Origin of the sequence: Aquimarina atlantica (genome assembly GCF_000626715.1) — a bacterium.
In the GTDB taxonomy this organism is placed as follows: domain Bacteria; phylum Bacteroidota; class Bacteroidia; order Flavobacteriales; family Flavobacteriaceae; genus Aquimarina; species Aquimarina atlantica.
In genome coordinates this window covers 485370-512065 of sequence record NZ_AQRA01000001.1, presented here as the reverse complement: position 1 = coordinate 512065, position 26696 = coordinate 485370, and the positions used below count along the sequence as shown (strand labels likewise).

General features: G+C 31.5%; 19 protein-coding genes. 8 read left to right on the top strand and 11 right to left on the bottom strand.

The features are described 5' to 3' along the window. Positions 1 to 337: 337 nt before the first annotated feature. The 3 genes from ATO12_RS02230 to ATO12_RS24540 all read right to left on the bottom strand — a co-directional run bounded on the left by ATO12_RS02230 (position 338) and on the right by ATO12_RS24540 (position 6880). Positions 338 to 3970, bottom strand: coding sequence for an ABC transporter permease/M1 family aminopeptidase (locus ATO12_RS02230; protein WP_034238251.1), 3633 nt, complete (start codon positions 3968 to 3970; stop codon positions 338 to 340). A 50-nt stretch (positions 3971 to 4020) separates the two neighbouring features. Next, a complete protein-coding gene (locus ATO12_RS02225) occupies positions 4021 to 4914 on the bottom strand; it encodes an ABC transporter ATP-binding protein (protein WP_034238249.1) in 894 nt (297 codons plus the stop codon). Between the two features lie 61 nt (positions 4915 to 4975). Continuing rightward, entirely contained in the window at positions 4976 to 6880 is a 1905-nt protein-coding gene (locus tag ATO12_RS24540; RefSeq protein ID WP_051575542.1) for an ankyrin repeat domain-containing protein, read from the bottom strand. A 251-nt stretch (positions 6881 to 7131) separates the two neighbouring features. On the opposite strand from ATO12_RS24540, the gene ATO12_RS02215 reads away from it, so the two are divergent. Beyond that, positions 7132 to 8295, top strand: coding sequence for a sensor histidine kinase (locus ATO12_RS02215; protein WP_240486089.1), 1164 nt, complete (start codon positions 7132 to 7134; stop codon positions 8293 to 8295). Continuing rightward, on the top strand, positions 8292 to 8993 hold the full coding sequence (locus ATO12_RS02210; protein WP_034238247.1) for a LytR/AlgR family response regulator transcription factor: 702 nt from the start codon (positions 8292 to 8294) through the stop codon (positions 8991 to 8993). The genes ATO12_RS02215 and ATO12_RS02210 overlap by 4 nt, the downstream gene beginning before the upstream one ends. Positions 8994 to 9010: 17 nt before the next feature. Here the strand turns inward: ATO12_RS02210 and ATO12_RS02205 are convergent, their stop codons facing one another. Continuing rightward, complete coding sequence (locus ATO12_RS02205; RefSeq protein WP_131248750.1) at positions 9011 to 9391, bottom strand: hypothetical protein; 381 nt, start codon at positions 9389 to 9391, stop codon at positions 9011 to 9013. A gap of 472 nt (positions 9392 to 9863) precedes the next feature. Then, positions 9864 to 12263, bottom strand: coding sequence for an outer membrane beta-barrel family protein (locus ATO12_RS02200; protein WP_034238244.1), 2400 nt, complete (start codon positions 12261 to 12263; stop codon positions 9864 to 9866). A gap of 236 nt (positions 12264 to 12499) precedes the next feature. On the opposite strand from ATO12_RS02200, the gene ATO12_RS02195 reads away from it, so the two are divergent. Both ATO12_RS02195 and ATO12_RS02190 read left to right on the top strand, forming a co-directional pair. Further along, positions 12500 to 14179, top strand: coding sequence for a histidine kinase (locus ATO12_RS02195; protein WP_051575541.1), 1680 nt, complete (start codon positions 12500 to 12502; stop codon positions 14177 to 14179). A gap of 4 nt (positions 14180 to 14183) precedes the next feature. Continuing rightward, positions 14184 to 14882, top strand: a complete 699-nt coding sequence (locus ATO12_RS02190) for a LytR/AlgR family response regulator transcription factor (RefSeq protein WP_034238239.1) — start codon at positions 14184 to 14186, stop codon at positions 14880 to 14882. 5 nt (positions 14883 to 14887) lie between these two features. Here the strand turns inward: ATO12_RS02190 and ATO12_RS02185 are convergent, their stop codons facing one another. Together ATO12_RS02185 and ATO12_RS02180 are read right to left on the bottom strand one after the other, a co-directional pair. After that, positions 14888 to 16054, bottom strand: coding sequence for an MFS transporter (locus tag ATO12_RS02185; protein WP_034238235.1), 1167 nt, complete (start codon positions 16052 to 16054; stop codon positions 14888 to 14890). Continuing rightward, the gene (locus tag ATO12_RS02180) at positions 16047 to 16634 is read right to left on the bottom strand and encodes an HD domain-containing protein (RefSeq protein WP_034238232.1); all 588 of its coding nucleotides are present in this window, start codon (positions 16632 to 16634) and stop codon (positions 16047 to 16049) included. Before ATO12_RS02180 ends, ATO12_RS02185 begins: the two co-directional genes overlap by 8 nt. Before the next feature lie 75 nt (positions 16635 to 16709). Here ATO12_RS02180 and ATO12_RS02175 point away from each other — a divergent pair, with 75 nt between their 5' ends. Together ATO12_RS02175 and rlmF are read left to right on the top strand one after the other, a co-directional pair. Next, complete coding sequence (locus ATO12_RS02175) at positions 16710 to 17306, top strand: Crp/Fnr family transcriptional regulator (RefSeq protein ID WP_051575540.1); 597 nt, start codon at positions 16710 to 16712, stop codon at positions 17304 to 17306. 6 nt (positions 17307 to 17312) lie between these two features. After that, a complete protein-coding gene (rlmF, locus tag ATO12_RS02170; RefSeq protein ID WP_034238231.1) occupies positions 17313 to 18167 on the top strand; it encodes a 23S rRNA (adenine(1618)-N(6))-methyltransferase RlmF in 855 nt (284 codons plus the stop codon). 3 nt (positions 18168 to 18170) lie between these two features. On the opposite strand, the gene ATO12_RS02165 is transcribed toward rlmF, so the two are convergent. From ATO12_RS02165 to ATO12_RS02150, 4 genes are all read right to left on the bottom strand, one after another. After that, entirely contained in the window at positions 18171 to 19724 is a 1554-nt protein-coding gene (locus tag ATO12_RS02165) for a DEAD/DEAH box helicase (protein WP_034238229.1), read from the bottom strand. 168 nt (positions 19725 to 19892) lie between these two features. Next, on the bottom strand, positions 19893 to 20084 hold the full coding sequence (locus ATO12_RS02160) for a cold-shock protein (RefSeq protein WP_025663869.1): 192 nt from the start codon (positions 20082 to 20084) through the stop codon (positions 19893 to 19895). Positions 20085 to 20195: 111 nt separating this feature from the next. Further along, positions 20196 to 23789: a M1 family aminopeptidase gene (locus ATO12_RS02155; RefSeq protein ID WP_034238228.1), complete on the bottom strand. Its 3594-nt coding sequence runs from the start codon at positions 23787 to 23789 to the stop codon at positions 20196 to 20198. A gap of 30 nt (positions 23790 to 23819) precedes the next feature. Then, positions 23820 to 24701, bottom strand: a complete 882-nt coding sequence (locus ATO12_RS02150) for an ABC transporter ATP-binding protein (RefSeq protein WP_034238226.1) — start codon at positions 24699 to 24701, stop codon at positions 23820 to 23822. Between the two features lie 225 nt (positions 24702 to 24926). On the opposite strand from ATO12_RS02150, the gene ATO12_RS24535 reads away from it, so the two are divergent. Both ATO12_RS24535 and ATO12_RS02140 read left to right on the top strand, forming a co-directional pair. After that, a complete protein-coding gene (locus ATO12_RS24535; protein ID WP_051575539.1) occupies positions 24927 to 25967 on the top strand; it encodes a sensor histidine kinase in 1041 nt (346 codons plus the stop codon). Then, positions 25964 to 26692, top strand: a complete 729-nt coding sequence (locus tag ATO12_RS02140; protein ID WP_034238224.1) for a LytR/AlgR family response regulator transcription factor — start codon at positions 25964 to 25966, stop codon at positions 26690 to 26692. The genes ATO12_RS24535 and ATO12_RS02140 overlap by 4 nt, the downstream gene beginning before the upstream one ends. The last annotated feature ends 4 nt before the right edge of the window (positions 26693 to 26696 follow it).

Sequence of the window (26696 nt, the reverse complement as noted above, 5' to 3'; positions counted from 1 at the left end):
ACTTTTTTATTATCGTTAATTATACTTGAAGTTTTCATATCTGTTTAATACAGAACAAGTTCGTGGTTAATTATCTATACCGGTAAAACTGCTGTTATTATTAAAATCAGGGTGATACTACTAGACGATTGAAGTATCTAAATTTAATAAAAATCTACATCTAAAAAAAGAGGTAAATCCCCCTATTTTAGATATATAAAGATATTTGTATATAATTATGGATAAATACCCAGTAGAAGGTATTTATTCGGTTATTAATAAAGTCACCCCCATAACTATTCGTTATGGGGGTGAGAACAACATCATAAGTTTTAAATTATTTTAACAAACAGTTTTATTATTGTTTAATTAAAACCGTTTGTATATTATTTTCAATTTTTCTGTCGATTAGTTTATTCAATGGATCGATACCTGCTTTTATTGGTTTTTGATTCACAAGGATCTCTAATTGCGTTATCTGATCTGTAATTTTATGTTTCTCTAAATAGATCAGCTCTTCTTTTCCATTAGTCCCATCTCCATAGATACCAATATCAATCCAGTCTTGCGTTGGTATTGATTTTTCTGTTCCCATATCATCAATACGGTATTTTGTAACATCTATTGTCAAATTCACGTTATACTTATTTTTAGAAAGCTCTTCATATACTCCTTTGGTTGTCTTATTTTCATATAATGTTACTGTCTCAAATAAATCAACAATAATATACTGTAGATTATCTGGTGTAACTTCTCTAAAATAACCAAGTAAATCTCTAGTAGTTGGATATCTTTCTGTTTTTGTTTTTAATAAACCATCGTAGCTATTCCAATCTCTAATAAAATTTCGTAAAGCGAGATTTACGTTATCTTCTCCTATATAATCCTGTAATGCATATAGATTAACCAATCCTTTACCATAATGAATGTACTCTTGCCCAGATTCTACTAATGACAAAGGCGTTTCACTTATTTGTTCTCCTGCCCTTCCCAATAAATAACGGTTCATTTGTGTTTTAATAAACTGCCTTACCTTTTCTTCGGGATAAGCTTCTTTAAGCACCATAATAGCAGAATACTGAGCCAAAGCTTCTGATATCATTGATTTTCCTTGCACAGCAGCAGGATTTACCTGGTGTCCCCACCATTGATGCGCCAGTTCGTGAGCTGTTACATAAAATGCCATATCTACATCATCTTTGTCATCAATCTTCAACAAGAATCCGATACCTTCAGAAAAAGGTACTGTATTCGGGAAAGATTGGGCAAAAGACCCATACCGGGGAAATTCTAATATTCGCATTTGCTTGTATTGATAGGGTCCGAAATGCTCACTAAAATAATCAAAAGACATTTTCATTCCTTTCATCATTCTTTTCAAATTGTACTCATGTCCTTTGTGATAATAAATTTCAAGATTAACAACATTACCCAAACTATCATGACCAGGAATCCACCTATCTTTTAATACTTCATATCTGGCAGAGACAATAGAATAAAAATTAGACATGGGTTTATCCATTTTATAATGAAAATAACTACGATTGTTTTCTTTCCATTTTTTCTGTAAATACCCGGGAGCAATAGCAATTTGATCGTTATCAGTACCTATAACCATTTCAAAATTAATTTCTTCTCCGTCTCCTTTAGACAAGCCTTCTTTAATTGCATGTGGATCATCTATTTTAGCCCTTCTATCCCTGGGTTTCAAACCATTTTTATTGCGTTCCTCATCATCACGTAATTCATGACTCCTATTATATCCCAATGTTGGAAAATGAAAATTATCGAAGAATGTTCCATTATAAATTACTTTTGTTCCTGATTTCTCAACAAAACCATTTGTCTTAAATGTTTGTTTAAATTCCATTTTAAGAGAATCCCCAGGTTTCAAAGGCTCGTTTAATGTATAGATATAATAACTATACTCTTCATAATCATTATTTACTGTAGCTCCTTTTTCAAATTTTATATATTCGATTGCTACCTGGTAATTTGGTAGTTTTTGAATATGAACCTCATTAATAGTTGTATCATGAGTATTGGTCAATATATAATATCCTTCTGCCGTATAGTCTCTATCAGATGGAAAAAGTTCAACTTTTAGGTTTACATCTACAATTTTTGGTTGCGGCAAGTATTCAAAATGTTTAAGTTTTTTCTCATAATTTACTCTATACATATTCTCTTCCTTCGGAAATGAATATTCGTTAAGAATATTAGTATTGTAAAAAATATAACTTCCTAATAAAGTAAAGGTTAAAATAGTAACAGTACCCAGCTTTATCAGAGGTTTGGTCAATCGTTGTTTACTTAATTTCCAACGTTTTTTCATTTGTGTTTCTGTTCCCCGTACCGAGAAAATGACGGTAACAATAAACAAAACGATACAAAACAAAACCCAATATATTTTGAAACTTATATAAGGCCATAGAAAATGCCCATAACCGTTCATATCAGAATATGTTCCTAAGTCACCTGCACCAAAAGTGTATAGCCCATGATCTAATTCTAATACTTCTAACAAAATGAAGGCTAAAAAGAAGAAGATAACCACCATAATATGTCCTAAGAATTTATGGTTTGTTAGCACCTGAAAGAAAAAGGAGACGAATGTTAAAAGGATAAGAAAAGGAAAGATTTTAATAAAAAAACCTATAAAATACACATCCAATTCATAGTGATAATAACCACTCAGTGTTTGAAAAATCACTCCAGCTAATATTAGAGTCACCATTAATACTATATATATTAGCATAAGCCCAATAAACTTACCGGCCAAATTGATAAAATTAGTTATAGGTATGGCATCATGAATACCACTTAATTTTGTATCTCTCTCTTTCCAGACAAGTTCTCCAGAATAAAATAGAAGAATCATTAAGAAGAAATATATCGACAGTTCCTGAAGTTCTTCTACTACAATATATGTGGCAGGATAACTATTAACACCATAAACAGTTCCCAAATTAATAGAATTGATGAATATTATGCTCATTCCACATAAAACAATGGCCCAGAAAGAAGTTTCTTTAAGAATTGATTTGAAATTAAATAAAACGTGCTGCCAAAATTGAAATATACTGGCTTTGGTGCCAAAGTATAAGTCAGCCTTTGGAACTACACTATTTATATGGTTTATAGCAGATTTATTTTTTTCTTCAGAAACAGCAATTAATTTCTTTTTCGAAGCTTTACCTCTAATCAAATTGAAATTAAACTTATGATACCCTATCACCAAAGTAATTATTCCTATAGCTACCCATAACAACCTGTTGTATAGCAATACTCCTTCTAAAGGAAGCATTAATGTACTTTGCTCTGCTTTGGTCCAGAATTGGGTTACTATACTAATAGTTTGAAAAGAAAATGGGTCCAGAAAAGCAGCAAGAAAACGATGATCCGGGTTTTGTAATAATGTAAGTGTTACGATATACGCCATTAACAAAAATACTCCCTGAGTGTATACCACCATTAATTTTCGGCTTAAAGCACCTCCCACATAGAAAACTGCCCCACAAAAGAATATATTGGGTATAACCAGATATAGGAAAGGTTGTAGATAATGCCAAAAATTGAAAGGCAACATAATGTCTGCATCACGCCATGGCATAAATTGGCCTAACATAAGCCCAAATAGCAATCCACTGAAAATGAATAATAATATGATGAATGACCCAATAAAACGCCCAATGAGATAATCTCGTTTTTTGATGGGATTTATGAACATTAGAGATTCCATATTATGATCAAAATCTCGTAAAGCAGCTACACCCATAATCATAGAAGTGATCATTGTAAAAAAAGCTGAAACAATGGCCATTATTCTTGCTATATCCAGAGGAGAGTTTGTACCCAATGAGCTAGAATTCTTATCCATAAGAACATCTGCCGCTACAATAGAAAATAGAAACACAATAGCAAAGTATATATAAGTATCAGGGCGTTTGGCTCTGTACTTAATTTCGAATTTTAGTATTTCGTACCACATAATGTTGTTGAAATTAGATTGAAATGAAAAATATTAGATCTGTCTTATAATTATGGTAATGCATTTTGATATTGATCTCTACCAAAAATCTGTGAGAAATACACATCTTCTAAATCTGCCTGAATAGGTATAAATCCATCTCCTGGATCATTTTCACTAAGAACATGAATAACTGGTTTACCTAACAAAAATTTTTCTGCAATTACCACATGATTTTGTTTATAACTCTCTAATTCATTTTTCTCGATTATTTTTTTGTATACCTTGCCTTTTAATTGCTCAATAGTATGAACCGGATTTCCTTTCAGAAGTACTTCTCCCCTATTTACAATAGCCATATCGGTACACAATTCCTTAACATCATCAACAATATGAGTAGAAAGGATGACGACTGTATTTTCGCCTAGCTCACTTAATAAACTATAAAATCGGTTTCTTTCTGCAGGATCAAGACCAGCGGTAGGTTCATCTACGATAATAAGTTTTGGATTAGAAAGTAATGCTTGTGCAATCCCAAAGCGTTGTTTCATTCCTCCAGAGAAACCGCCCATATTCTTCTTTCTATGCTCGTACAAATTCGTTTTATACAACAGTGCTTTAACCACTTCTTTTCTCTCGTTTGTATTTACCAGCCCTTTAAGTACCGCTAAATGATTCAACAGTACTTCTGCAGATACTTTAGGATATACTCCAAACTCCTGTGGTAAGTACCCTAATACCTTTCTTAATTCGTTTTTTTGAGTTAATACGTCTAACCCCCCAAAAGTGATTGTACCTTCATCTGCTTCCTGAAGTGTAGCGATAGTTCGCATTAATGTAGATTTTCCGGCTCCATTGGGGCCTAATAATCCAAACATTCCGGTTCCTATTTCGAGGCTTAAGTTATTAATGGCTTTTACTCCGTTTTTATACGTTTTTGTTAAGTTTTTTATGACTAATTCCATAATTGTTCGTTTTTTGATAATAGTTGAAATGAGATCTATAATACTCTGTTATGTTTTGCTATTAATTTTCTTTTGATACTATCGGAAGCTTTTCACCAGAAAGAGTACCACGAGTGAATTCTCCAGATTGCCACAATAGAATTTCTCCCATCTTTCCGCTTTTCATATTTGCATCAATCACAATTACTTTTCCCTGGTATCGCGTTTCAATATGTCTATGTGTAGTATGGCCAACAATAATATGTGTGGCTTCAAAATGTTTTAATAATTGATCAATTTGTTTTGTGGTGGCCAGTTCTCCCTGAAAATATCCTCTATAATAAATGGGGCCATTATTTCTATGTAGAAAAGTACCAAGATCATTACGTGCTTCAGGTAATTCGCTAACAACCAGCTGTTGTTTAAATTCTTTATTAATTTGATCTATTGATAACCCTTTTGATACGAGGTCGGGATGAAGTCCCCCATGAGTAAATAGAAGATGGTTTATTTTGACCAAAACTGATCGTGTTCTTAACCAGTCTCCCAGAACACTACCTTTAGTAAAAAGAGATTCTAAAGGTTTGCCTAGTATAGTTGCGATGTCTTTGTATTTTGGATGTACAGAGCGTAGATTTCCATTAAGCACCATTACATCATGATTTCCTAATAACACATGTAATTTTCCACCACTTTTTTCTGCTTGTTTTTCTAAATCATACAAAAACCATAATACTTCGGTTACGTGAGCTCCCCGATCAAAAATATCTCCAGTAACCACAACATGACCATTACCAAAGCTCCATTTCTTATTATTGTCGATAATGCCATTATGCTGTAATAATTGTATAAATACGTCGTATTGCCCATGAATATCACTAATAGCAGCGATTTTAAATTCTCCATTATACTCCAGTTTTTCCGCTTCGGCAGGATTACTATCCCATAAGGTTGCTTTCATCCCTTTATATTCAATTACCTGAGGAGTTTTATTACTGATTTTTTGAATGTGTTTTTTTCCTTCATTTATCCAAACAGCAATACGCTCTGTTTCAGATTCGGTTACATAAGGACCATCAGAAGGCTCTTTATATGGTACTTTTAATACTTCTAAAATGTCTTTGATATTATCTTCTTTTGCTAAATCGATAGCTGTGTATTTGTTATCAATTTTAATGTTGGGATCTGCTCCATGATTTATTAGCATTTTAACTGCTTCTTTATCTCTGCTTTTAATAGCAATTGCCAATGCAGTTTGTTTTCTACTGCTCACATAATTGATTTCTGCTTTATGATCAATGAGTTCTTTAATAATTGTATAGTTTCTGTACGCTACCGCATACATTAATGGTGTAATACCATCAGAAACTAAATTCGGGTCTGCCCCACGACTCAATAAATATTTAGCGATCTTATGAGTTCTATCGTTTTTTATAGCATACAAAAGCAGCGTATATCCTTTATCATAACTTTTATTGATATCATTACCTTTATCTAAAAAAACAGTAACAGCTTTTACATTACCGAGTTTAATATTTTGATGAATGTCATTTGAGTTTTTAGCCGTTTCTGTTGTATTGAATCTCTTCTTAATTTGTTCTTCGGTCAGTTCCCGAGCCATATTTAGTGTAAGTTGTTTTCCGCTTTTAGAACTCCAGATACCTGTAATTTCTTTTTCAGAAATTTGACCAGAATAACTACCTTCAGAATGTATTTCAAAATCGAGTGTTGTATCGGTAATAACAAGATGTTGCATTGGTAATGTTGCGACTCCTTTAGAAGCTGGCCCCATAAAACCAATTAATTTACCCTCATCCGATTTCTCGAAACGCCAGATAATACCAATTGATTTATTTTCATTAATAACGATATTACCATCCCAATTCCCAAGAATACTGTCACTGGAGATGCGCTGTTGAGCAGTAGTGACAGTACAGCATATTAGCAGTATAAAAGAATAAATAAAATTAAATACATGTGTTTTCATAATGTATGGATGAAATTTATAATGGTTAGTATGTATTGGACTGTTCATTTTGATTGAATAATTTGATCAAACATAACAGCTAAACCAGGTGATATTATGATAAATGTGATAAGTTTGGTTTGATTAGGGATACAAAGGCTTTTGATAGGTACTAAGTGACTTCATCACTCTTTTCTCGAAGTTGAAACCTATATAAGGTATGTTTATCAACTTCTTTGGTTGTACCATTTTATTATCCTAGTTTTGGGTATATGATGTTATTTTTTAGAAAATATAAGCGAGGGATATTCTCTCTTGGAATATCCATATTTTTATGGCTTGGTGGGATAATCTGTATGGCTTATGGTATCGAACTTACAGGTACCTTATTCGTGCTTTTAGCAGTTAGTAGTATTGGATATTTACTACTCTCTTGGTTATTGAATAGAAAAAAACAAAGAAATTCTTCTCTATTATGGACAAATAATGAAATTAGAGTTGTCACAGTCTTAACAGGATTAGTATGTTTTATCGGAATATTCGAGTCTCATCCAAATCAACCGGTATTTACTACAGTTTTTACTTTACTATTTATTTATGTTTTAATCTTTGGTATAGTACTTATCAGAAATTACTACCTCCAGAAAAAAGGAGCCCCCACTATTTCTAAATCGGTGATAAAAAAAATAGCCTTTTGGTGTTTTGTAATCGGCGGAGGAAGGATTTTGATTTTACTCGAAGAATATGAGAACAATGATGTATTGGTTATTATAGTCTTCATCTATTTTCCATTGATCATATTTTTAATAGTTCGATGGGTTTTCAAACAAATAAAATCGATTTTAACGTTAAAAAATGAAAAAGCAAAAACCGAGCTATTGCATTTAAAAAGTCAGGTCAACCCTCATTTCTTTTTTAATATGCTTAATAATTTATATGGTTGGGTAGATAAAGATTCAAAAAAAGCAAAAGAGTTGATTCTTAAGCTTTCTGATATGATGCGATATAGTATTTATGATGGTCAAAAGGATGTGGTTACGTTGGAAGAAGAAGTAGCATACTTAAAAAATTATATAGAACTGCATAAGATGCGTTATCATAAAGCAATAAAAGTTAATTTTAATCTCCAGATTGAAAAAGAAGGATATAAGGTGATGCCTTTACTTTTTATTATACTTTTAGAAAATGCTTTCAAACATGGTGTAGAAAATTTAAGAGAGAATGCTTATGTTGATGTTCATATGATTGCTAAAGAAAATAAAATACATTTTGAAGTTGAGAATAATTTTGATCCTTCAGAAAATACTAAACAACCCGGGATTGGTTTAAATAACCTGAAACGAAGGCTCGAACTGGTGTATCCAAAAAAGCATTCTTTATCTTACACTATAACAGAAGAGGTATATAAAGCACAACTAATACTAAATCAATTATGATCAAATACTTAATTGTTGATGATGAACATATAGCCCATGATATTATTAAAGGGTACTGCGATTTACTACCCAATATGAAATTGATGAAGAATTGTTATGATGCATTAGAAGCATTCGAATATCTAAATAAAAATCAGGTAGATTTAATTTTTCTAGATCTCAATATGCCAAAATTAAAAGGTTTTGAATTCTTAAAAACATTACCTTCGCCACCCAAGGTTATTGTAACTACAGCCTATAAAGAATATGCTATAGAAGGCTATGAACTCAACATCTCTGATTATCTGCTAAAACCTTTTGGTTTTGAGCGATTTCTAAAAGCTGTAAACAAGGCAGTAAGCTCCACTGCCAGAGTACAACTTCCAACCGAAGTAGTCGGAAGTAACACAACAGCAGAAACAATTTTTCTTCATAGTAACAAAAAATATACACAAGTAGTCATTGATACGATACAATATATTGAAGCCGCGGGAAACTATACAAAAGTAATCACCACAACTGAAACTATTACCGTTAGAGAGAAAATCTCTGATTTGCTAGAATCATTGCCCAAAGATTATTTTTTACAGGTTCATAAATCATTTGCTGTAGCAGTAAAACATATCAAAAGTATTGAAGGAAATAGGATATCTATAGGTAAAAATGTTATCCCTATCGGAAAGATGTATAAAACGAATATTGTTCAATTATTGAAATGATATGCTTTATATCATAATTAAGATTTTGATAGATTAGAATTGCTTATTCCGTGCAAAATTCTACAAACCATATAGAGGCAAATCCCTAATACAGGAGTAATTAGTGTATTAGAAATCCCTTGAAAGATTAATCCCGGGGCGATTCCTCCGGTTTTTCCTATAAAATAAAAGCTATGCATCAATCCTAATAATAAAGACAAAACACTTAGTATCAGTACCCAAAAAGCAGCACTACTAATTTTTTGATTATGATGTTTGACCAACACCTGATTTCCCTTTTCTTTTTTAGTTTGTAGTTTTTTAAAAAAATGATACCCAGCTATACCGGTACATATGCAAAAAGCAATAATGAATTTTAAATCTCCACTGGTAATAAATTCTAAAAAAGGCATTCTCATAATTGTAAAATTTGTATTAATATCTCTTCCAAATTTAGTGTCCGAAGCGATTGCCTTCAATGCTTTGTGATAAACAACAAGATTAGATGGTGTTTTAACTGGTTAATCTATTTTTTAGTCATTTTGTACATGGTTAATGAAATGAAAGCATACTTCTATAAGAAAAATCGGATTACGGACTCTTGTTTACCATAAAAAATACTTTTAAAACGAAGGAGTACTCTAGTAACACAAAAAATATCGTTGGATTTTCCGGGAACAAATATAGTTGTACTGGAGTTGCCCCGGGTTTTCCGGCACAACATCCAGTTGTACTGAAAACGTCCCGGAAAACCCGGGGCGTTTTCCAGTTTAGTATAATGATTCTAAATAACAATTATAAAACACTTATTATTAGCACTATATGTGTTTTATTTAATTCTCATTGCTTAATTTTTATAACATTAAGTAATACAAGTTATTATGTACCCAACTAATTTCTATTACTTCGCTGTACTTGTCTGGTTTTGTGTCCCGATTTACCATTAAACTTGTATACAAAACTCAATGACCATCTTGCACCATTACGACTGCTCATCTGGTTTACAAAAAAATCGGTTCCGGTTATCTCCTGTCTGGTTTTACGGCTGTCAAAAACATTACTAACATTAAAAATTAAGTTTCCTCGATTGTTAAATAACTTCTTACTTGCCCCAAGATTTACATAAGAAATCGATTTTCTTTTAGATTGCGCATTACCTCTTTCTCCCTGGTGATTAAATCTACTTTGAATAGAGATCCCATGTTTAAGCTTTATTCTGGTATTTATAGAAGTTTGCCATGTCTCGTCAGAGAAGTCCAGTTGTTGTGTGCCAGTTATACCTTCCTGATCAAAGCGATAGGCATTAAAATCTCCATTAAAACTAAGCCATTTTAGTGGGTTGTATGAAGCAGAAAGTTCAAAACCATAGCGTTTCTCTAAATCTAAATTGATAATTGTACTTACAAAAACACCATCACTATTCTGAGTGGTATACCATTGTGTATCATCAGTAGTATAAGAATAGTAAATACTTGGATTTAAAGTGAATTTTGTTCCTTTTTGTAAAAGTGATAACTCTACTGCATCTGTAAAAGCAGATTTTAGTGTTGGATTACCAAAAAATCGAACATTAAAATCTTCAAGTTCAGAGAATGGATTTAACTGCCATAGTGATGGTCTGTTTATTCTTTTACTATAGTTTAACTGAAAATTTGTGTTTTCACCAATAGCATACCCAAGATTTAATGTAGGAAACAAATTAGTAAAAGTGTTAGTGTTATTAAAGCTACCTTCCTCATCTTTAATCCTAATATTAGTATCTTCGATTCGTAGACCTAACAAATAGCTAAACTTACCAATCTTACTTCCGTATTGAACGTACCCTCCGATAATTTGCTCATCATATGCTATTTCATTATCCAAATTGTCTAATAATTGATAGTTACCATTTACAAGTTCTTCTGCAATAAATCCATCGGTTACATGCCTGTTTTCAAATTTGGCTCCGATTTCCAATTTTGTATTTTCTCCAAAAGGAGTTACAAAATCAGATTGTAAAACAATATCATTATTGTTGTTTGTAGATTTTGTTCTCAAATTTGATATTGGAGTCATTATAGGAGTTTCTTTTTGAGTACGAACATTCCATTTTTTGGTACTATCCCAAAAATCATACTGTAGGTCAAAGGTTAATTTCCTTCCTTCCTTTGCAAAGGTTTTGGTATAGTTCATTTCAAGTTGGTTATAGGATCTTTTTTCTTTAGAGTTTCCTAGCGTAGTTAATATACTATCGATTGCTGCTGTAGTAGAGGTATATCCATAAGTAAGTTTCGTTTCATCTGTATCTTCTGTTTGATTTCTATAAAAAGCAGCTGTGATCGAATTATTTTTATTTAGATAGTAATCTGCACCAACATAAATTAATTTTCCATCATCATGTCTATCCTGATCTTCACGCTGATCTAAATTTACAATAGTATTATTTCTGGTCGATGTTTGTTGTTTAGTATATTCTCCTTCATAATCTGTATATCGAATTCCGGCATTAGCAAAAAAATTAAACTTTTCTGCTTTATAACTAAAACTACCATATAATCTATAGTCGTCTGGGGTTCCCACGACACCTCTTAATTGCCCTGTTAGTCCTCCTTTGGTATTTTTCTTAAGAATAATATTAATGATCCCTGCCGACCCAGATGCATCATACCTTGCAGAAGGAGTAGTGATTACCTCTACCCGATCTACATTATCAGAAGGGATTTGTTCTAATGCCTGTGCAGATGTTAAACCAGAACGTCTGCCATTAATTAAAATAGTAACATTGGCATTACCCCTTAGTTGTACCGTTCCTGAAGGATCTACTGCTACCGATGGTACATTACCTAATACATCGGTAACCGAACCACTTTGTGATAATATATCTTTGCCTACTTTAAATACCTTTTTATCTAAACGTAAAGAAACTTGTGATGTCTCGGTAGTAATCTTTACTTCATCCAGGGATACGGTTTCTTCTAGTAATAGAATTGGTTCTAAATTTATTTTTTGACGAGTTTCTGTAATTTCTAATGGTTGTGAATGCGCTTTAAACCCGGTATATGTTACCTCTAAGCTATAATTTCCTACAGGAATATCCATAATGGTATAGACTCCTTCTTCGTTGGTGATTACTCCTTCAACTAATTGCTGTGACGCATCTTTTATAAGTACTGATGCAAATGGTAACGCTTCATTTGTAACATTCTCAATTACTTTTCCGGTAACTTCTGCTTTTCCTGTTTTTGATTGTTGTGCCATAGTATAGGTTATTGAAAACCATACTAATAGTAAGGCTGTTAAATTTTGTTTCATCTGTTTGTTTACTTTTTTTAGTTATCAGATGGAATTTGCCAATGTGCATTTAGATTTTCATTTATCTAATAAACCATGGCATATCACATACTGTCGATTTTTAATTGATAGGAGTAAAACTCGGTTTTAGTTAGTATCTTTTCAAGGTATTTTTTATCAACTGCTCTATATATGACTGAACAGCTCTAAGAAGTCCGGTTTTTAAGTTAATTTTACTTGATACTATTTTACAATACATGAATTATAAATTATTACACTATTTCCTTTTAGTATTTACAATTCTATTAGTAAGTTCTTGCTCTAGAGATCGTGTTTCTGAGACCAAAGATTCACGATATAAAATTGGAGATCATCCAGAATGGGCTGACAAAAACTGGAATGACCAACAATGGGAAAACAAAGTAGATGTAACGGGAGGAGAAATTTTTTGGTCCAGAACCAAAATTGAAATTACAAAGTCCCCTGAATCATTTCAGCGTTATGGAGTATTTATAAATACTTTTGGAGAATACGATGTCTTTTGGGATGGAATACAAATTGGTGAAAATGGAAGCCCTGGGCAAGAAACTACTCATGATCCGTCTGGTGAATTGTGGGCAACTTTTAGTATTCCAGATACCTTAGCAACAACAGGATCTCACGTACTGGCATTACGAACTAGCCTACATTATTATCCTAATCATTCTAGAAAACTACATGTTTATATTAATGATTATGATTATTTGGTTCGATCCGAACTTATTAACACTGCATTTATGCACATTTTTGCAGGTGCATTCTTAATAGCTTCTTTATATTTCCTTTTTCTTTTTCTAAGTGAGAAAAAAAAGTACCCTATCTTAATTTTTAGTATTAATTGTTTTCTGTTTTTTGCTTTAATTATGGTGGAGTACGTTAAATTTTATGTGCCCATTCATTATAGTCAACACCATATTCGATTAGAAATTATAGGTGGATTAACATTTTGTATCGCTATTTTAGTGCCTTTATATTTTTCATTACAATTTCCTTTTCCAAAACAAAAAATTATTCTGTTATTCTATTTTGCGATATTGCTATTTGTCTTTCTAGTCAATCATTATAGTTATGATTTAACCGCATATAACATGAGTATGACTATGTGGTTTTTTTCTTTTGGGATTATTCTTTTTGGGGTTTACAAAAAGATGAAAGGTGCTATTATAGTGCTATTGGCATTGATCCTATCTGCCCTTATAAATGCCATTACCTATTACGATATTAGTCTTTTTGCAGGTTTTGGAATTATCCTTCTAAGTATGTTTTATATCCTCTCTGTAAGAATAAAAGAACAACGACTGGCGTATGAGGAATCTTTGGTACAATCTACTCGCCTTCGACTAGAATTACTAAAAAAGAATATTCAACCACATTTTTTAATGAATACATTAACTTCATTGATAGATTGGGTCGAGGAATCACCACAAAAAGGAGTTGCATTTATAGAAGCACTGGCACAGGAATTTAAACTTTTTAACCAAATAGAGAGTCAAACCCTAATTCCTATTGGTCAGGAAATAGAATTATGTCGTACACATCTTAATATTATGGAGTATCGAAAGGAAATAAAATATCATTGGGAAGAAGAAAATATAGATCCTGATCAAAAAATTCCTCCGGCAATACTACATACCTTATTAGAAAATGGAATAACTCATGGCCTTCCTAATGATAATAATAGTATAACATTCAAATTAATTTTTGAAACTGGTGATATTTATAAAACCTATACATTTTTGACTATTGCCAAAGTGAGAAATGCAGAAAAAAAGATAATAGAAGGTACCGGAATTAAGTATATAAAAGCAAGACTAACAGAAAGCTATGCTTCAAAATGGAGTTTTTCTTCTGAAGCTATACCTAATGGTTGGAAAAACAGTATAAAAATAGATAACTAGCCCTATGAATATCTTAATAGTCGAAGATGAAGCCAGAATAGCCAAGAGAATTGAAAGAATGACCAGGGGCTTTTTTACAGACACGCTTGGCTCGCTGCATCGTGTAGAAGCACTACCGGAAGCACTGGAGTTTATTAAAAATAACTCGCTGGATGTGGTACTTCTGGATTTAAATCTTAACGGAGAAAGTGGTTTTGATATCCTTGGTACGGCAGTATCAGAATCATTTCATACCATTATCATTTCTGCAAATAGTGACCAAGCAATATCAGCTTTTGAGTATGGAGTGTTAGACTTTGTTCCTAAGCCTTTTAGCATGGACAGGTTAGAGCAAGCCTTTAATAGGATTTTATCAAAAGAAAGAACAGAAACCCATAAGATTAAACTATTGGCAGTTAAGAAAAAAGGGCGAATACAATTAATCCCTATCGAAGATGTATTGTTTATAAAAGGTGCAGGTGCTTATACAGAACTATTCCTTACTAACGGAAAAAAAGAATTGCATGATAAATCTCTCGAAAAGTTGCAGCAATTACTACCAGATACTTTTGAACGTATTCATAAATCATATTTGGTAAAAATATCGGAAATAAAAGAAATCATTGTAAAATCAGGTAGTAAGTATATTGCAGAATTAAAAAACGGAGAACTTATTCCTATCGGAAGAACAAAATATAAAGATATAAAAGCAAAATGGCTTTAGTACTTTTATGACTTTTCTTTAAGTTTATATAGCATATAGATAAATGCTATAAAAACCATAAATGCACACGCATACATAATGAGTGGGATTTTAGAAATCACATCTTGATAATACCATCCAGAAAAGAAAGCTCCCAAACCAATACCTGCTTCTAGTGCAATATACATTGTTGCCATTGCTTTTCCTCTATAGTTTGGATCACTCATATCTACAGTCCAGGCGTTTAATGTTGGGGATAATACCCCCATTGCTAATCCATAGAAAACCGCCGCAATAAGTAATCCATTAGTCGTATCTAAAAAACCTATGAGAATTAATGCCAAAAACAAAATGATAAGGCTCATCATAATAATCATTTTTCTTCCATAATTGTCTGATACTTTTCTTGTAACAAATCGAATACACAGAGAGGAAATAGTGAAAACAATAAAAAATGTTCCTTTATTCTTGATTCCTAAATAATCACTCCAATCAGGAATTAAGGTCAAAATAACTCCAAAAGCGATATAACATAAAAAAGTTATAATTGCAGATGGCAAAACTTCTATAGCAATAATATCATTTCTAGAAATCTTGAGAGTTGATTTACTAAAACGCTGCCTGTTTTTTAATGTTTCTTTTGCATTAACTAGTAACGCAACAGCTATAAAAGCAATTAATGAAGAACTATAAAAGAGTACATCAAAAGAATAGTACATTTTAATAAAACTACCCAGAGCTGGCCCTAAAGCCAAACCGGTACCAAAACATAAACCTTGTATCCCAAATGCTTCTCCCCAACGTTCTTTGGGGACAATATCTGCTATATACGCAGAAATTGCTGTTGGACTAAAACCAGTAGAAAAACCGTGTAATAATCTTAAAAAAAGAAAACCAGAAATGGTAGTTAATACCGGGTACAAAAAACCACATATTATACATACAATTATACCAATAGGCATTACCGGTTTGCGCCCTATTGTATCTGTAATTTTACCGCTAAAAGGCCTTGACAATCCTGCTGTGAGTGTAAATAAAGAAATGATCAACCCCTTATACTCTGCCCCACCAAGATTACTTAAATATGCAGGTAATTCTGGGATTAACATGTTATAGCTTGCCGAAAAAAATAAAGAGCTTACACAAATCAATGCAAAATTAACCGTGTAGATAGAATATTTCTGATTAATCATCTAATACTACTTTATAATGCTTATTAATTAGTGTTTCAGAATATCTCCACAAACGAGTAGATCCTTTATTTATGGCTTTTGTTTTTTCATGTACTTTTTGGTATTCTACATCGAAATCATACCATGTACCACCATTATTAGAGTCATTTTGTAGAGTAGGTTCAAATCTATCTAATGCCTTGGCAAATTTAGCTTCATTAGTTTTTCCTTCTTCAAACTCCAGCCAAATTTCAATAAGTTCTTTTGATTGTTCTTCCGGTAGTATTCCGAATATTCGTTTAGCCGATTTTAGTTCTTCTTCGGTATTCGTATGATTTTTTGTCGTATCATAAATAAATACATCTCCTGTATCTATTTCAACAATATCATGAATCAATACCATTTTCAAAATTTTGAGAATATCAATAGATGTATTAGAATGCTCTGCTAAAACAAGTGCCATCATTGCCAAATGCCAACTGTGTTCTGCATCATTTTCGCGTCTATCACTATTAAATAATTTGGTTTGGCGTTGTATGTATTTAATTTTATCAATTTCTTTAATAAATTCTATTTGTTTTAATAATCTTTCCATTTGCATTATTTTATCCCTTTTTTATTGTATAATTTTACTGGGTTCAAAGAAATAATTTGTAGTGATAAATAAAAAGGACAAATGTCCGAGGACAAAAAAATGATAAGAACAGATCAGGAATTATTGGATTATATTGATATTCTTTGTCGTTTGGATATTAATTATTTTTTTGAAGAGAGATTTTTGCCAAAACAAAAAATAATAGAGCAAGAAAAAAGATACACTTCGGTTTTTATTATTAAAGAAGGTATTGCAAAATGTTATTTGTCTGATGAGAATGGAAAAGATTTCATTCAGGAATTCCTGGGTAAAGGAATGAAGTTTGGAGAATTAGAAGTTTTTAGTGGTAATCTAAGTTTTTGTAGTATTGAAGCCATTACGAGACTAGAGGTTTATAAAATCTCTTATACCCATTTTAATTATTTATTAGAGCATGACAAACGATTTAACCGATTAGTTATGAAAGCAATGGCAATTAAAATAGGATATAAAGCCCCAAGGCATTCTTACCAGCAATCCTATACCATAGAAGATAATATTTTAAAGCTTAAAAAGGCTTTTCCTGAGCTTACCGAAGTAATTTCTAAAAAAGATATCGCTAATTACATGGGGATTACTTTAAGAAGTTTAAACCGGGTATTGATGAAATTAAACGAGAAAAATAATAAAATAAATTAAGTAAGCGTGCATCCCAACAATATTCATAACAAACCCTATGATTTTGAGGCGCTTGTTATTACCCACGAAGCATTAGAAAATTTTGTATTTATCAATACGTTTGGCAATAGCACCATAGATTTCTCTAACCAAAAAGCAGTTTTAGAACTAAACAGAGCTCTTTTAAAACATTATTATGGATTAAAAGATTGGAATATCCCAATGGGTTACCTCTGCCCTCCTATTCCTGGGAGAGTGGATTATATACATCATTTAGCCGATGTTTTGGCGAAAGAAGGAGCTACTACTAAAATAAAAGGTTTAGATATTGGTATGGGAGCTAATTGTATTTATCCCATTTTGGGAGCACAGGTATATAATTGGCATATGGTAGGAGTTGATATTGATAAAACAGCTGTGACTTCTGCAAAGAATATTCTTAAAATCAATGAACATCTAAGTAATACCATTGAAATAAGGCACCAAACTAACAATGCTAACATATTTGAAGGGGTTATAAAAAACGAGGAGTATTTTGATTTTACCATGTGTAATCCCCCATTTCATACTTCACAAAAAGAAGCTTCTAAAGGAACACTTAGAAAGTTAAAGAATTTGGGTGTTGCAGAACATCTTGAACTTAATTTTGGAGGCCAAGCCAACGAGCTATGGTGCAATGGTGGTGAAGCTTTATTTTTAAAACGAATGGTCAAACAAAGCGTTGCTTTTGCCAAACAAGTCGGTTTTTTTACAAGTCTGGTTTCTAAAAAAGAACACTTGCCCAAATTAGAGAAACAATTAGATAAATTAAAAGCAATGCATACTACCATTGCAATGGAGCAGGGTAATAAAAAAAGTCGTTTTATTGTTTGGAAATTTTAAATGCTAATCTTCTGGCGGTCTGCCATGAATTTCTTCAAATAAAGTATCAAAATTATCTCGCAAATATGTATTTAGTTTCTTTCGGTAATCATCTTTTAACCATGTTAAAAAATTATGCGTACTCTTACTAATACATTTGGCATACGCCTGAATTCTATAATTAATATCTTCACCAAGCATTTTAGCTAATCCTAATGCATCATAAATATCTTCACTATTTTCGATACATATCTTGGCATGTTGAGCTATCGATTGCTCTAGTACAACTTTAGATGATTGGCCATTTTTTACAGATTGTATATATGTATCTTTGATATCAAAATATACTTCTTCAGAATTAGCAAACTCTGCTCTTAATTCCTCTGGCATTTCATGTTTGAACTTACTTTCAATCTCCTCATCATTAAGGAGTTTATCCATATAGTAATTTGGAGAATTAAATATTTTTTGCCAATCCAAATCTGCACCCCAGGGTCCAAAACGATATAGGTTATTCCCCAGGTCAATTACAGAAAACTTAGATTTATTTTTAAGGATACGAGAACCACGACCAATCATTTGATAATATAAAGTCAAAGATTTAGTAGCTCTATTCAATATAATAGTATCTACAGTAGGTTCGTCAAATCCGGTAGTTAGGATACTTACCGATGTTAAAATCGCATTAGGCGTTTCTTTAAACCATTTTAAGATTTGATTTCTCTGTTTTTTTGTAGCAGTATTATCTAAGTGTGCAATAGGGAATCCCGCCGCCCTAAATGTATCAAAAACATGTAATGAAGTATTGATTCCATTATTAAAAATTAGTGTTTTCTTACCTAGAGAGTGTTTTTTATATGCATCCAGTAATTTACCAAGCATATCCTGGTTTGTATACAAATCTTCTGATGATTTTACCGTATAATCTCCATTCGATCCAACTTCTAAAGAGGTTAAACCCATATTATAAGCGAAAACTTCTGCTCGGGCAAGAAATTCATTTTCGATTAAAGATTCTATTGTTTCGCCGACAATCAGTTCGTTATAATTATCCTTCATCGGCAATTTCATGTTAGAACTCAACGGTGTAGCCGTAACTCCCAAAATAAAAGATTTTTCGAAAAACTTAAATAATTTAGTGAAAGAGTTATAATGCGCTTCATCAATAATGACTAAACCTATGTCTGAGATATCAAGTTTATCTTCATTTAGTCTATTATTTAAAGTTTCTACCATAGCTACAAAACAACTATACTCCTCTTGATCATCCAGGTTAGCCTTGCTATCAACTACTTTGTTTACTACCCCAAACCCGGTAAGCATTTTAGATGTTTGTTTACACAACTCTATACGATGTGTCATCACCAATACTTTTTTGTTATGGTGTTTAAGGTATTGTCTTACTATTTCAGAAAAAATCACTGTCTTACCACCACCAGTTGGTAGTTGATATAACAAGTGATAATCTTCGGGAGCATCTTCAAAGCTTTTAAAAATTTTATTGATAGCTCCTTTTTGGTAACTGTATAATTCTTTTCCGGTTTTTCTTTCTTCTGACTCTGTAGTCATCTCAGACATAACTTTCTATTTTTTTAGGCCTGTAAAATTAATGTCTTTCGGGAGTTTTGAAAGGATTTTATCTTAAAAATAATAAACTTTATAAGAAATGTTCTTTCAGCGTATGATAAAGAAAGAGACCTATCATAATTGACAGGCCTCTTTATTACAAAATTTAAGCGTATATGTTTAAATAACTTTTACGTTTACTGCATTCAATCCTTTTTTACCTTCTTTAAGGTCATATTCAACTTCATCACCTTCACGAATTTCATCTACTAATCCTGAAATGTGAACAAAATGCTCTTTGTTTGAACCTTCTTCTTTAATAAAACCGAAACCTTTAGCATCGTTGAAGAATTTTACTGTTCCTTTACTCATTGTAATATAATTTATTTTAATAATTATAGTATGCATCCCAAATATGGTGCCATGATTTTGTGTATCATACTATTATATATGTATCTTCATATTAAGCATGAAATCACGCTCTCAAAATTCTTTTCTGTTATCATCTATTACCCGTTCTATTAATAACCGTTTTGGATCGATTACAGCTTTTGCAGGGATGGTATCAACCTCAAAAGAGAAGTTCATTTTCTCATCAGTAATCAGCACCCTTTTTGAATACATCAAGTGCTTTTCTTCTATATCTCTGTATACTCCTATATCTACCCAATCACGTTGCTTTACCTTATTTTCTATTCCTAAACTATCGACTTTTATTTTATATGCTTCAATACCCATAGAGACTTCATATTTTCCGTTATCTTTTCTTTTATAGTCAGCACTATTTAAACGATAATCATATAATGTGATTTCTTTTATCCAGTCCGTTATTAAGTAATTTAATGAATCGGGTACTTGCGGTTTCAGATGTCTTAGAAAATCATGAGTTGTTGGATAGGGTGGTTCCTTATATTTATATTCGTCCAAAAAGTTTTTTAAAGCAGTATTTATTTTCTGTTCTCCTATATAATCTTGTAAAGCATACAGGATAACACTTCCCTTACCATAATGAATATATCCTTGATTTTCTACTTTATACAAAGGCAATTCTTTTTCGGCTTCAGCACTTCTACCTTTTAAATATTTTTCAAAATCATAGTTTAGATATTGTTTCATTTTACTATCATCTTTTATCCTGTTTTTCATTACCATTAATGCGGCATACTCTGAAAAACTTTCAGATAACATAGTAGCTCCCTGCATATTTGCACCCACTACCTGATGTGCCCAATATTGGTGTGCCATTTCGTGGGCTATGATAGCTTCAATAACATTGTTATCATTTTGGTTTGACAGATCTGTTGTAAATCCACCTCCTTCAGTATAAGGCATTGTACCAGGAAATGCCTGTGCAAAGTTGTAATACCTTGGTATCTCTATAATTCTGGCCTGGTTATGAACATAAGGTCCAAAGTTTTTGGTATAATACTTTAATGATTCCTCTATAGCATCTAGCATCATATCAATATTATAATCATGATCTTTATGATAATATACTTCGATATCAATACCATTCCACTTTTTGCGAGATACTTCATACTCTGCAGACATAAAATTGACAAAGTTTAAAGAGCTGTGGTCATTTTTATACTTAAAATATGAGCGTCCGTTAGCTTTCCATTCTTTTATTAATGTTCCCGGAGCAATAGCTATTTGGTCGTTTGATGTCGAAATAATCGTTTCAACATTTACCCAATCAGATTCTCCTTCTGTAAAATAATTTTGCTTAATGTTATTATCATCATTAGCATCCAATCGTGCCATTTTTTTTCTTATAGGAAGATTATATTTCTTTCTGTCATTTTGATCCATGAGCTCATTATTTTCATCATATCCAATTGTAGGTAATATATAAGCACATTCGATAAAAGTTCCGTTTTTTGCCACACGTAAATTAGAAACTTTGTTTTCGAACCCCTTACTTTTATACACAGCATCAATAACAATATTCATTTTAGAACCGGGTTGTAACGGAGTATCCAGTTTATATATTAGATATCCTAATTCTTTATCTTCAAAAACTAATTTTGAATCCGGAATCTTTAAAGTAATATCCCATTTTTCTGTTGCATAGTAACGTGAAATAGAATAATGCAAGACATCTATTGCCTCATTTGTCTTGTTTAACAAGGCTATATGAGTTTTAGCAAGTAAATTACGTTCCTCGGGATATATATCTACCTCGTAGGTAACATCACCAAATTGGGGTTGCGGGATATTTTCAAATTTTTTGTACATCTTCTCATAAGAGACCTGCATAAATTCTATTTCGTTGGCAGACTTATAAGAGTTTACTACTTGTGTATTGTAGTAAACAAAACATGAAGTAAAGAGAAATAAATGAAAAATTGTAATTAAAGTCAATGCATGTTTCTTTGTAAAATGTTTTTTGGCAGACTTAATTCTATCTTTAATTCCCTTTATAGAACCACGTATCCATAACAAACTTCCAATGGTAACAAGTAATAATCCAAACAATATCCAATAAAGACTAAACCAGTTTTTTGAAAGTAGTGCTGCACTAAAACCATTCATATCAGAATATTGATAATCAGGCGTAAAACCAAGGTTTAACATATAAGATTCTATTTCCAAAGTATCTACAATAACAAACTCAAACAAGAAAAGAAGTATTACTGAAAAGAAATAACCTATGTATTTATTATTTATAATGATTTGTATAAAAACCAAAATACAAGACCATATCATGTACATTGATAACCCAGAGTAAATAAAATCTAATAGATAGATATCAATATCCGGGCTAGTATACCCGCTTAATAATTGATAACCAATAGAAATCAAAATAAGAAATACATCAAATACAACATTAATTACTATTAATGAAGTAATTTTGGCAAGAAGCAAAACGATTGAACTGTGCGGTGATCCATCAATAACTCCACTAATATTACTTGATCGTTCTCTCCATACCAATTCTCCACTAAAAAAAACTAGCATTATCATACCAAAAACTGTACTTACTGGTCGACTAAAATCTAAGGTTTTGTAAGTGACAGGGTATGACTTAACACCATAAAAATCAAACCCGTTTAGTAATTTATTGACCAGGAGTAACGCTCCAGCGATAAGCATTATTTTAAAAGTGTTACTTTTTAAAATGGTATAAAAGTTTATTTTAAAAAAACTAATAAACTGCTTTTTTGAAGTCGTAAAATTAAAGCTACTTTGTACTTTTGGAAGGCTATAAATTTTTGTAGCTGTATCTTTTTTGCTTACTTTCTTTTCTTTTTTTGTTTTTTTATTCTTCTGAACAAATGAAAAAGACACATATGAACTAATGGTAATAACAAGCCCTATAATTACCCAAAGGATTCTATTTATAAATAACCACCCACTTGCAGATATAACATTTGTGTTTTTTTCAATACTCGTAAAATATTTAGAATCTATTTGATATGCTCTAATCCCCAAAATATCTGTGAGTGCAGCTAAGTATTCTGTACTAATATCGGTTAAGAATGTCCCTGCCACTAAATACCCGATAATAATGATAATTGTAGCGATAAAAGATATAATTGTACTTTTCCATTTTAGAGCTACAGCATAAATAATAGCTCCCGAAACAAACATATTGGGTAATACATATAAAAAATAATTATTTATAAAAAAACTTAATTGAAGGTCTCCTACTCTATCGGCATTTATCATCCCTGATTCGGGACCTATATCAGACCCAATTAAAAACCCCAAAAACACACCTAATAGCGGGATTGTAGACAAAAAAAGTGCTCCAAAAAAGCGACCAAAAAAATAACTAGCTTTATCAATGGGTGTGCTAAAAAGAATTTCATCAAAATGATTTTGGTAATCTCTCAAGGCCGCATTGTTAAAATATGCCGTAGCGATTAACAATCCAAAAATTGACATATTCGCGACATACATGGTGATTACATGAGGAGCATTTTTTAGTACGTTTCCTATAGCTCCTCCAAATACAATATTATCATTGATAACTCCAATAGTTGCAATTATTGTAAATATGAAAAAGAATATATATATCATGGGTCTTTTTACTCCCGTAGTAATCTCTTTAAAAAGGAATGATTTAAACATAATGTTACGTTTTAAGTTGGTTAATACAATTTAAATTACTTCTCTGGTAGTATTAATTTTAGAAAAAAACACATCTTCTAAGGTTGGGGAAACCAAAGTAAATCCTACTCCTGGTTTTATATCACTTAAAACATGAATTAAAGGTTTACCACCTACCATTTTATTAGAGATAATCATATATTGATTACTGTAATCCTCGAGTTCATTTCGTTCAATTAACTTCTGCCATACTTTATCATTTAATTCATCGATTACATCTTGTGGTCTACCTTTACAGATTAGTTTTCCTTGATTCATGATTGCCATGTTTTGGCATAATTCTCTTACATCTTCTACAATATGTGTAGAAAGAATAATAATAACATCTTCTGCGACATCAGCGAGAAGGTTATGAAATCTGTTTCTTTCTCCAGGATCTAATCCTGCAGTAGGTTCATCAACAATAATTAGTTTTGGGTTACCAATTAAGGCCTGAGCAATACCAATTCTTTGCTTCATCCCACCAGAAAAACCTTTTACGCTTTTGTTTCTTTTTTCATATAGATTTACTTTTTGTAATAAAAAATTCACTAGTTCTATTCTTTCTTTATTATTGGTTATTCCCTTTAATACTGCTAAATGATCTAGTAATTGCTTTGCCGTAATTTTTGGGTATACTCCAAATTCTTGTGGTAAATACCCTAATACTTTTCGCAATTCAATTGGGTTTTCGAGAATATTGATATCATCTAAATGCATAGTACCGCTATCCGCTTCTTGCAAAGTGGCCAATGTTCTCATAAGCGATGATTTCCCAGCTCCATTAGGGCCCAACAAACCAAACATTCCGTTAGAAATTTCGAGAGAAAGATTATCTAATGCTTTTACTCCATTTGAATATGTTTTGCTTAAATTCTTGATTACTAATTCCATAAGCTATTGTTTTATAAAGTTGGAAACAAAAAGAAAGTAAGAGCAAGAAGAAATCAATTTTTTTTAACCAACTCCTTTATATAAATGGTTAAAAAGTGTATTATTATTAATGAATGCTGTTCGTTGATAAAAAACGCACTTTTGTTGATGATAACTAGCCGTTCGTTAATTAAAATGGTCGAACTCTAAGAGTTTTAATATTTTTATTTTCAAGAATAGATTATTATGAAAATTCAAACACTTGATACCAGAAAAAAAAACATTCTTATACATGTTTCAATATTATCCAGTATCATTTTAATTGTTACACTAAGTTTTGTTATTTCTGAAGAAAATGCATTTACTCTATCTTTCTTCACCAATTATTTTCTTCAAGCCACTACAAGTATTCTTTTGTTAATAGCTCCTCCTGTTTATGTTAATATATATTGGATTATACCCAGGTATTTAGTAAAAAAACGATATTTCATTTATGTTGTATTACTTCTTATTGTAATCATTGGTTGGGGGTATATAATAGGATATGGAGAGCCCTTAATGGATCACTATTGGTTTAACCAACCATATCAGGAAATGGCACCAGAAAATGGAATTACTGGTATGATAGTTATCATATTGGTTTCTACATTATTAAACCTTTCCTATAGATGGTTTATTCAACTTTCTAAAATAAATCAGATCGAAAATGATCGTCTTCATTTAGAATTGTCTTTACTAAAAAATCAAATCAATCCGCATTTCTTCTTTAATACATTAAATAATTTATATGCACTCTCTCTCGAGAAATCTGATAAAACACCATCATTAATTTTAAAATTATCAGAAATAATGCGCTATACTATTTATGATTGCAAAGAACCCAAAGTTTCTATTGGGGGTGAAATAACATATTTAGAAAATTTTATTGAACTGCAAAAAATGCGACATCATAATCGAGGAATTATTACTTTCGAAAAGAATATAGATAATGAAGCAAAACAAATAGCGCCCATGATCTTAATTGTGTTTTTAGAAAACGCATTTAAACATGGTTTTGATCACATGGAAAAAAATGCATTTATAAATTTTAAGCTAGAAACAACAGAAGAATTAGTACATCTGTATGTTGAAAATAATTTTAGTGATACAGAAAATGGAAATGAAGGTGGAATTGGTCTTGAAAATGTAAAAAGAAGATTATCTTTAATTTATCCAAATGCTCATGAATTAAAAATTAACAAAAAAAATACCGTTTTTACTGTTGATTTAAAATTAAATTTAGAATGAACTGCATAACAATAGATGACGAGCCTTTGGCACATAAAGTGATAAAAAACTATTGCACCAACCTTTCTTTCTTAAATGTAGTAAAGGAGTGCTATTCTGCATTTGAGGCTATGAATTATTTAAATGAAAATCAGGTAGATTTAATTTTTTTAGATATCAATATGCCAAAACTTAAAGGGTTGGATTTTTTACGTACCCTAAGTAACCCTCCTTTAATTATTGTCACTACGGCGTATCAGGAATATGCTATTGAAGGTTATGAATTAAATATTCTGGATTACCTCTTAAAACCATTTAGTTTTGAACGGTTTTTAAAAGCTATAAATAAAGCTCAACATCAAAAGAAAATGATCGAGAGCACGCAAAAAGGACCTGAAAATCAATCTTCACTAAATGCTAACGTTTCAGTAAATCAAAATGATAGCATATTTATAAAAGGAGACAAAAAAATCCATCAAATTCAATTAGATAGTATTTTATATCTAGAAAGTTTAGGAAGTTATGTTAAAATACATACTGATAATAAGACCATTACATCACTAGACAGATTAACTAATTTTGAAAACACTTTACCAAAAAATCAATTTTTAAGAATACATCGTTCCTATATAATTGCTCTAAAAAAAATAGAAACGATTGAAGGTAACCGCTTAAAAATAAAAGGAGTTGATATTCCTATCGGTAATGTTTATAAACATAATTTAACCAATGCTATTAAAAATTAGTGCT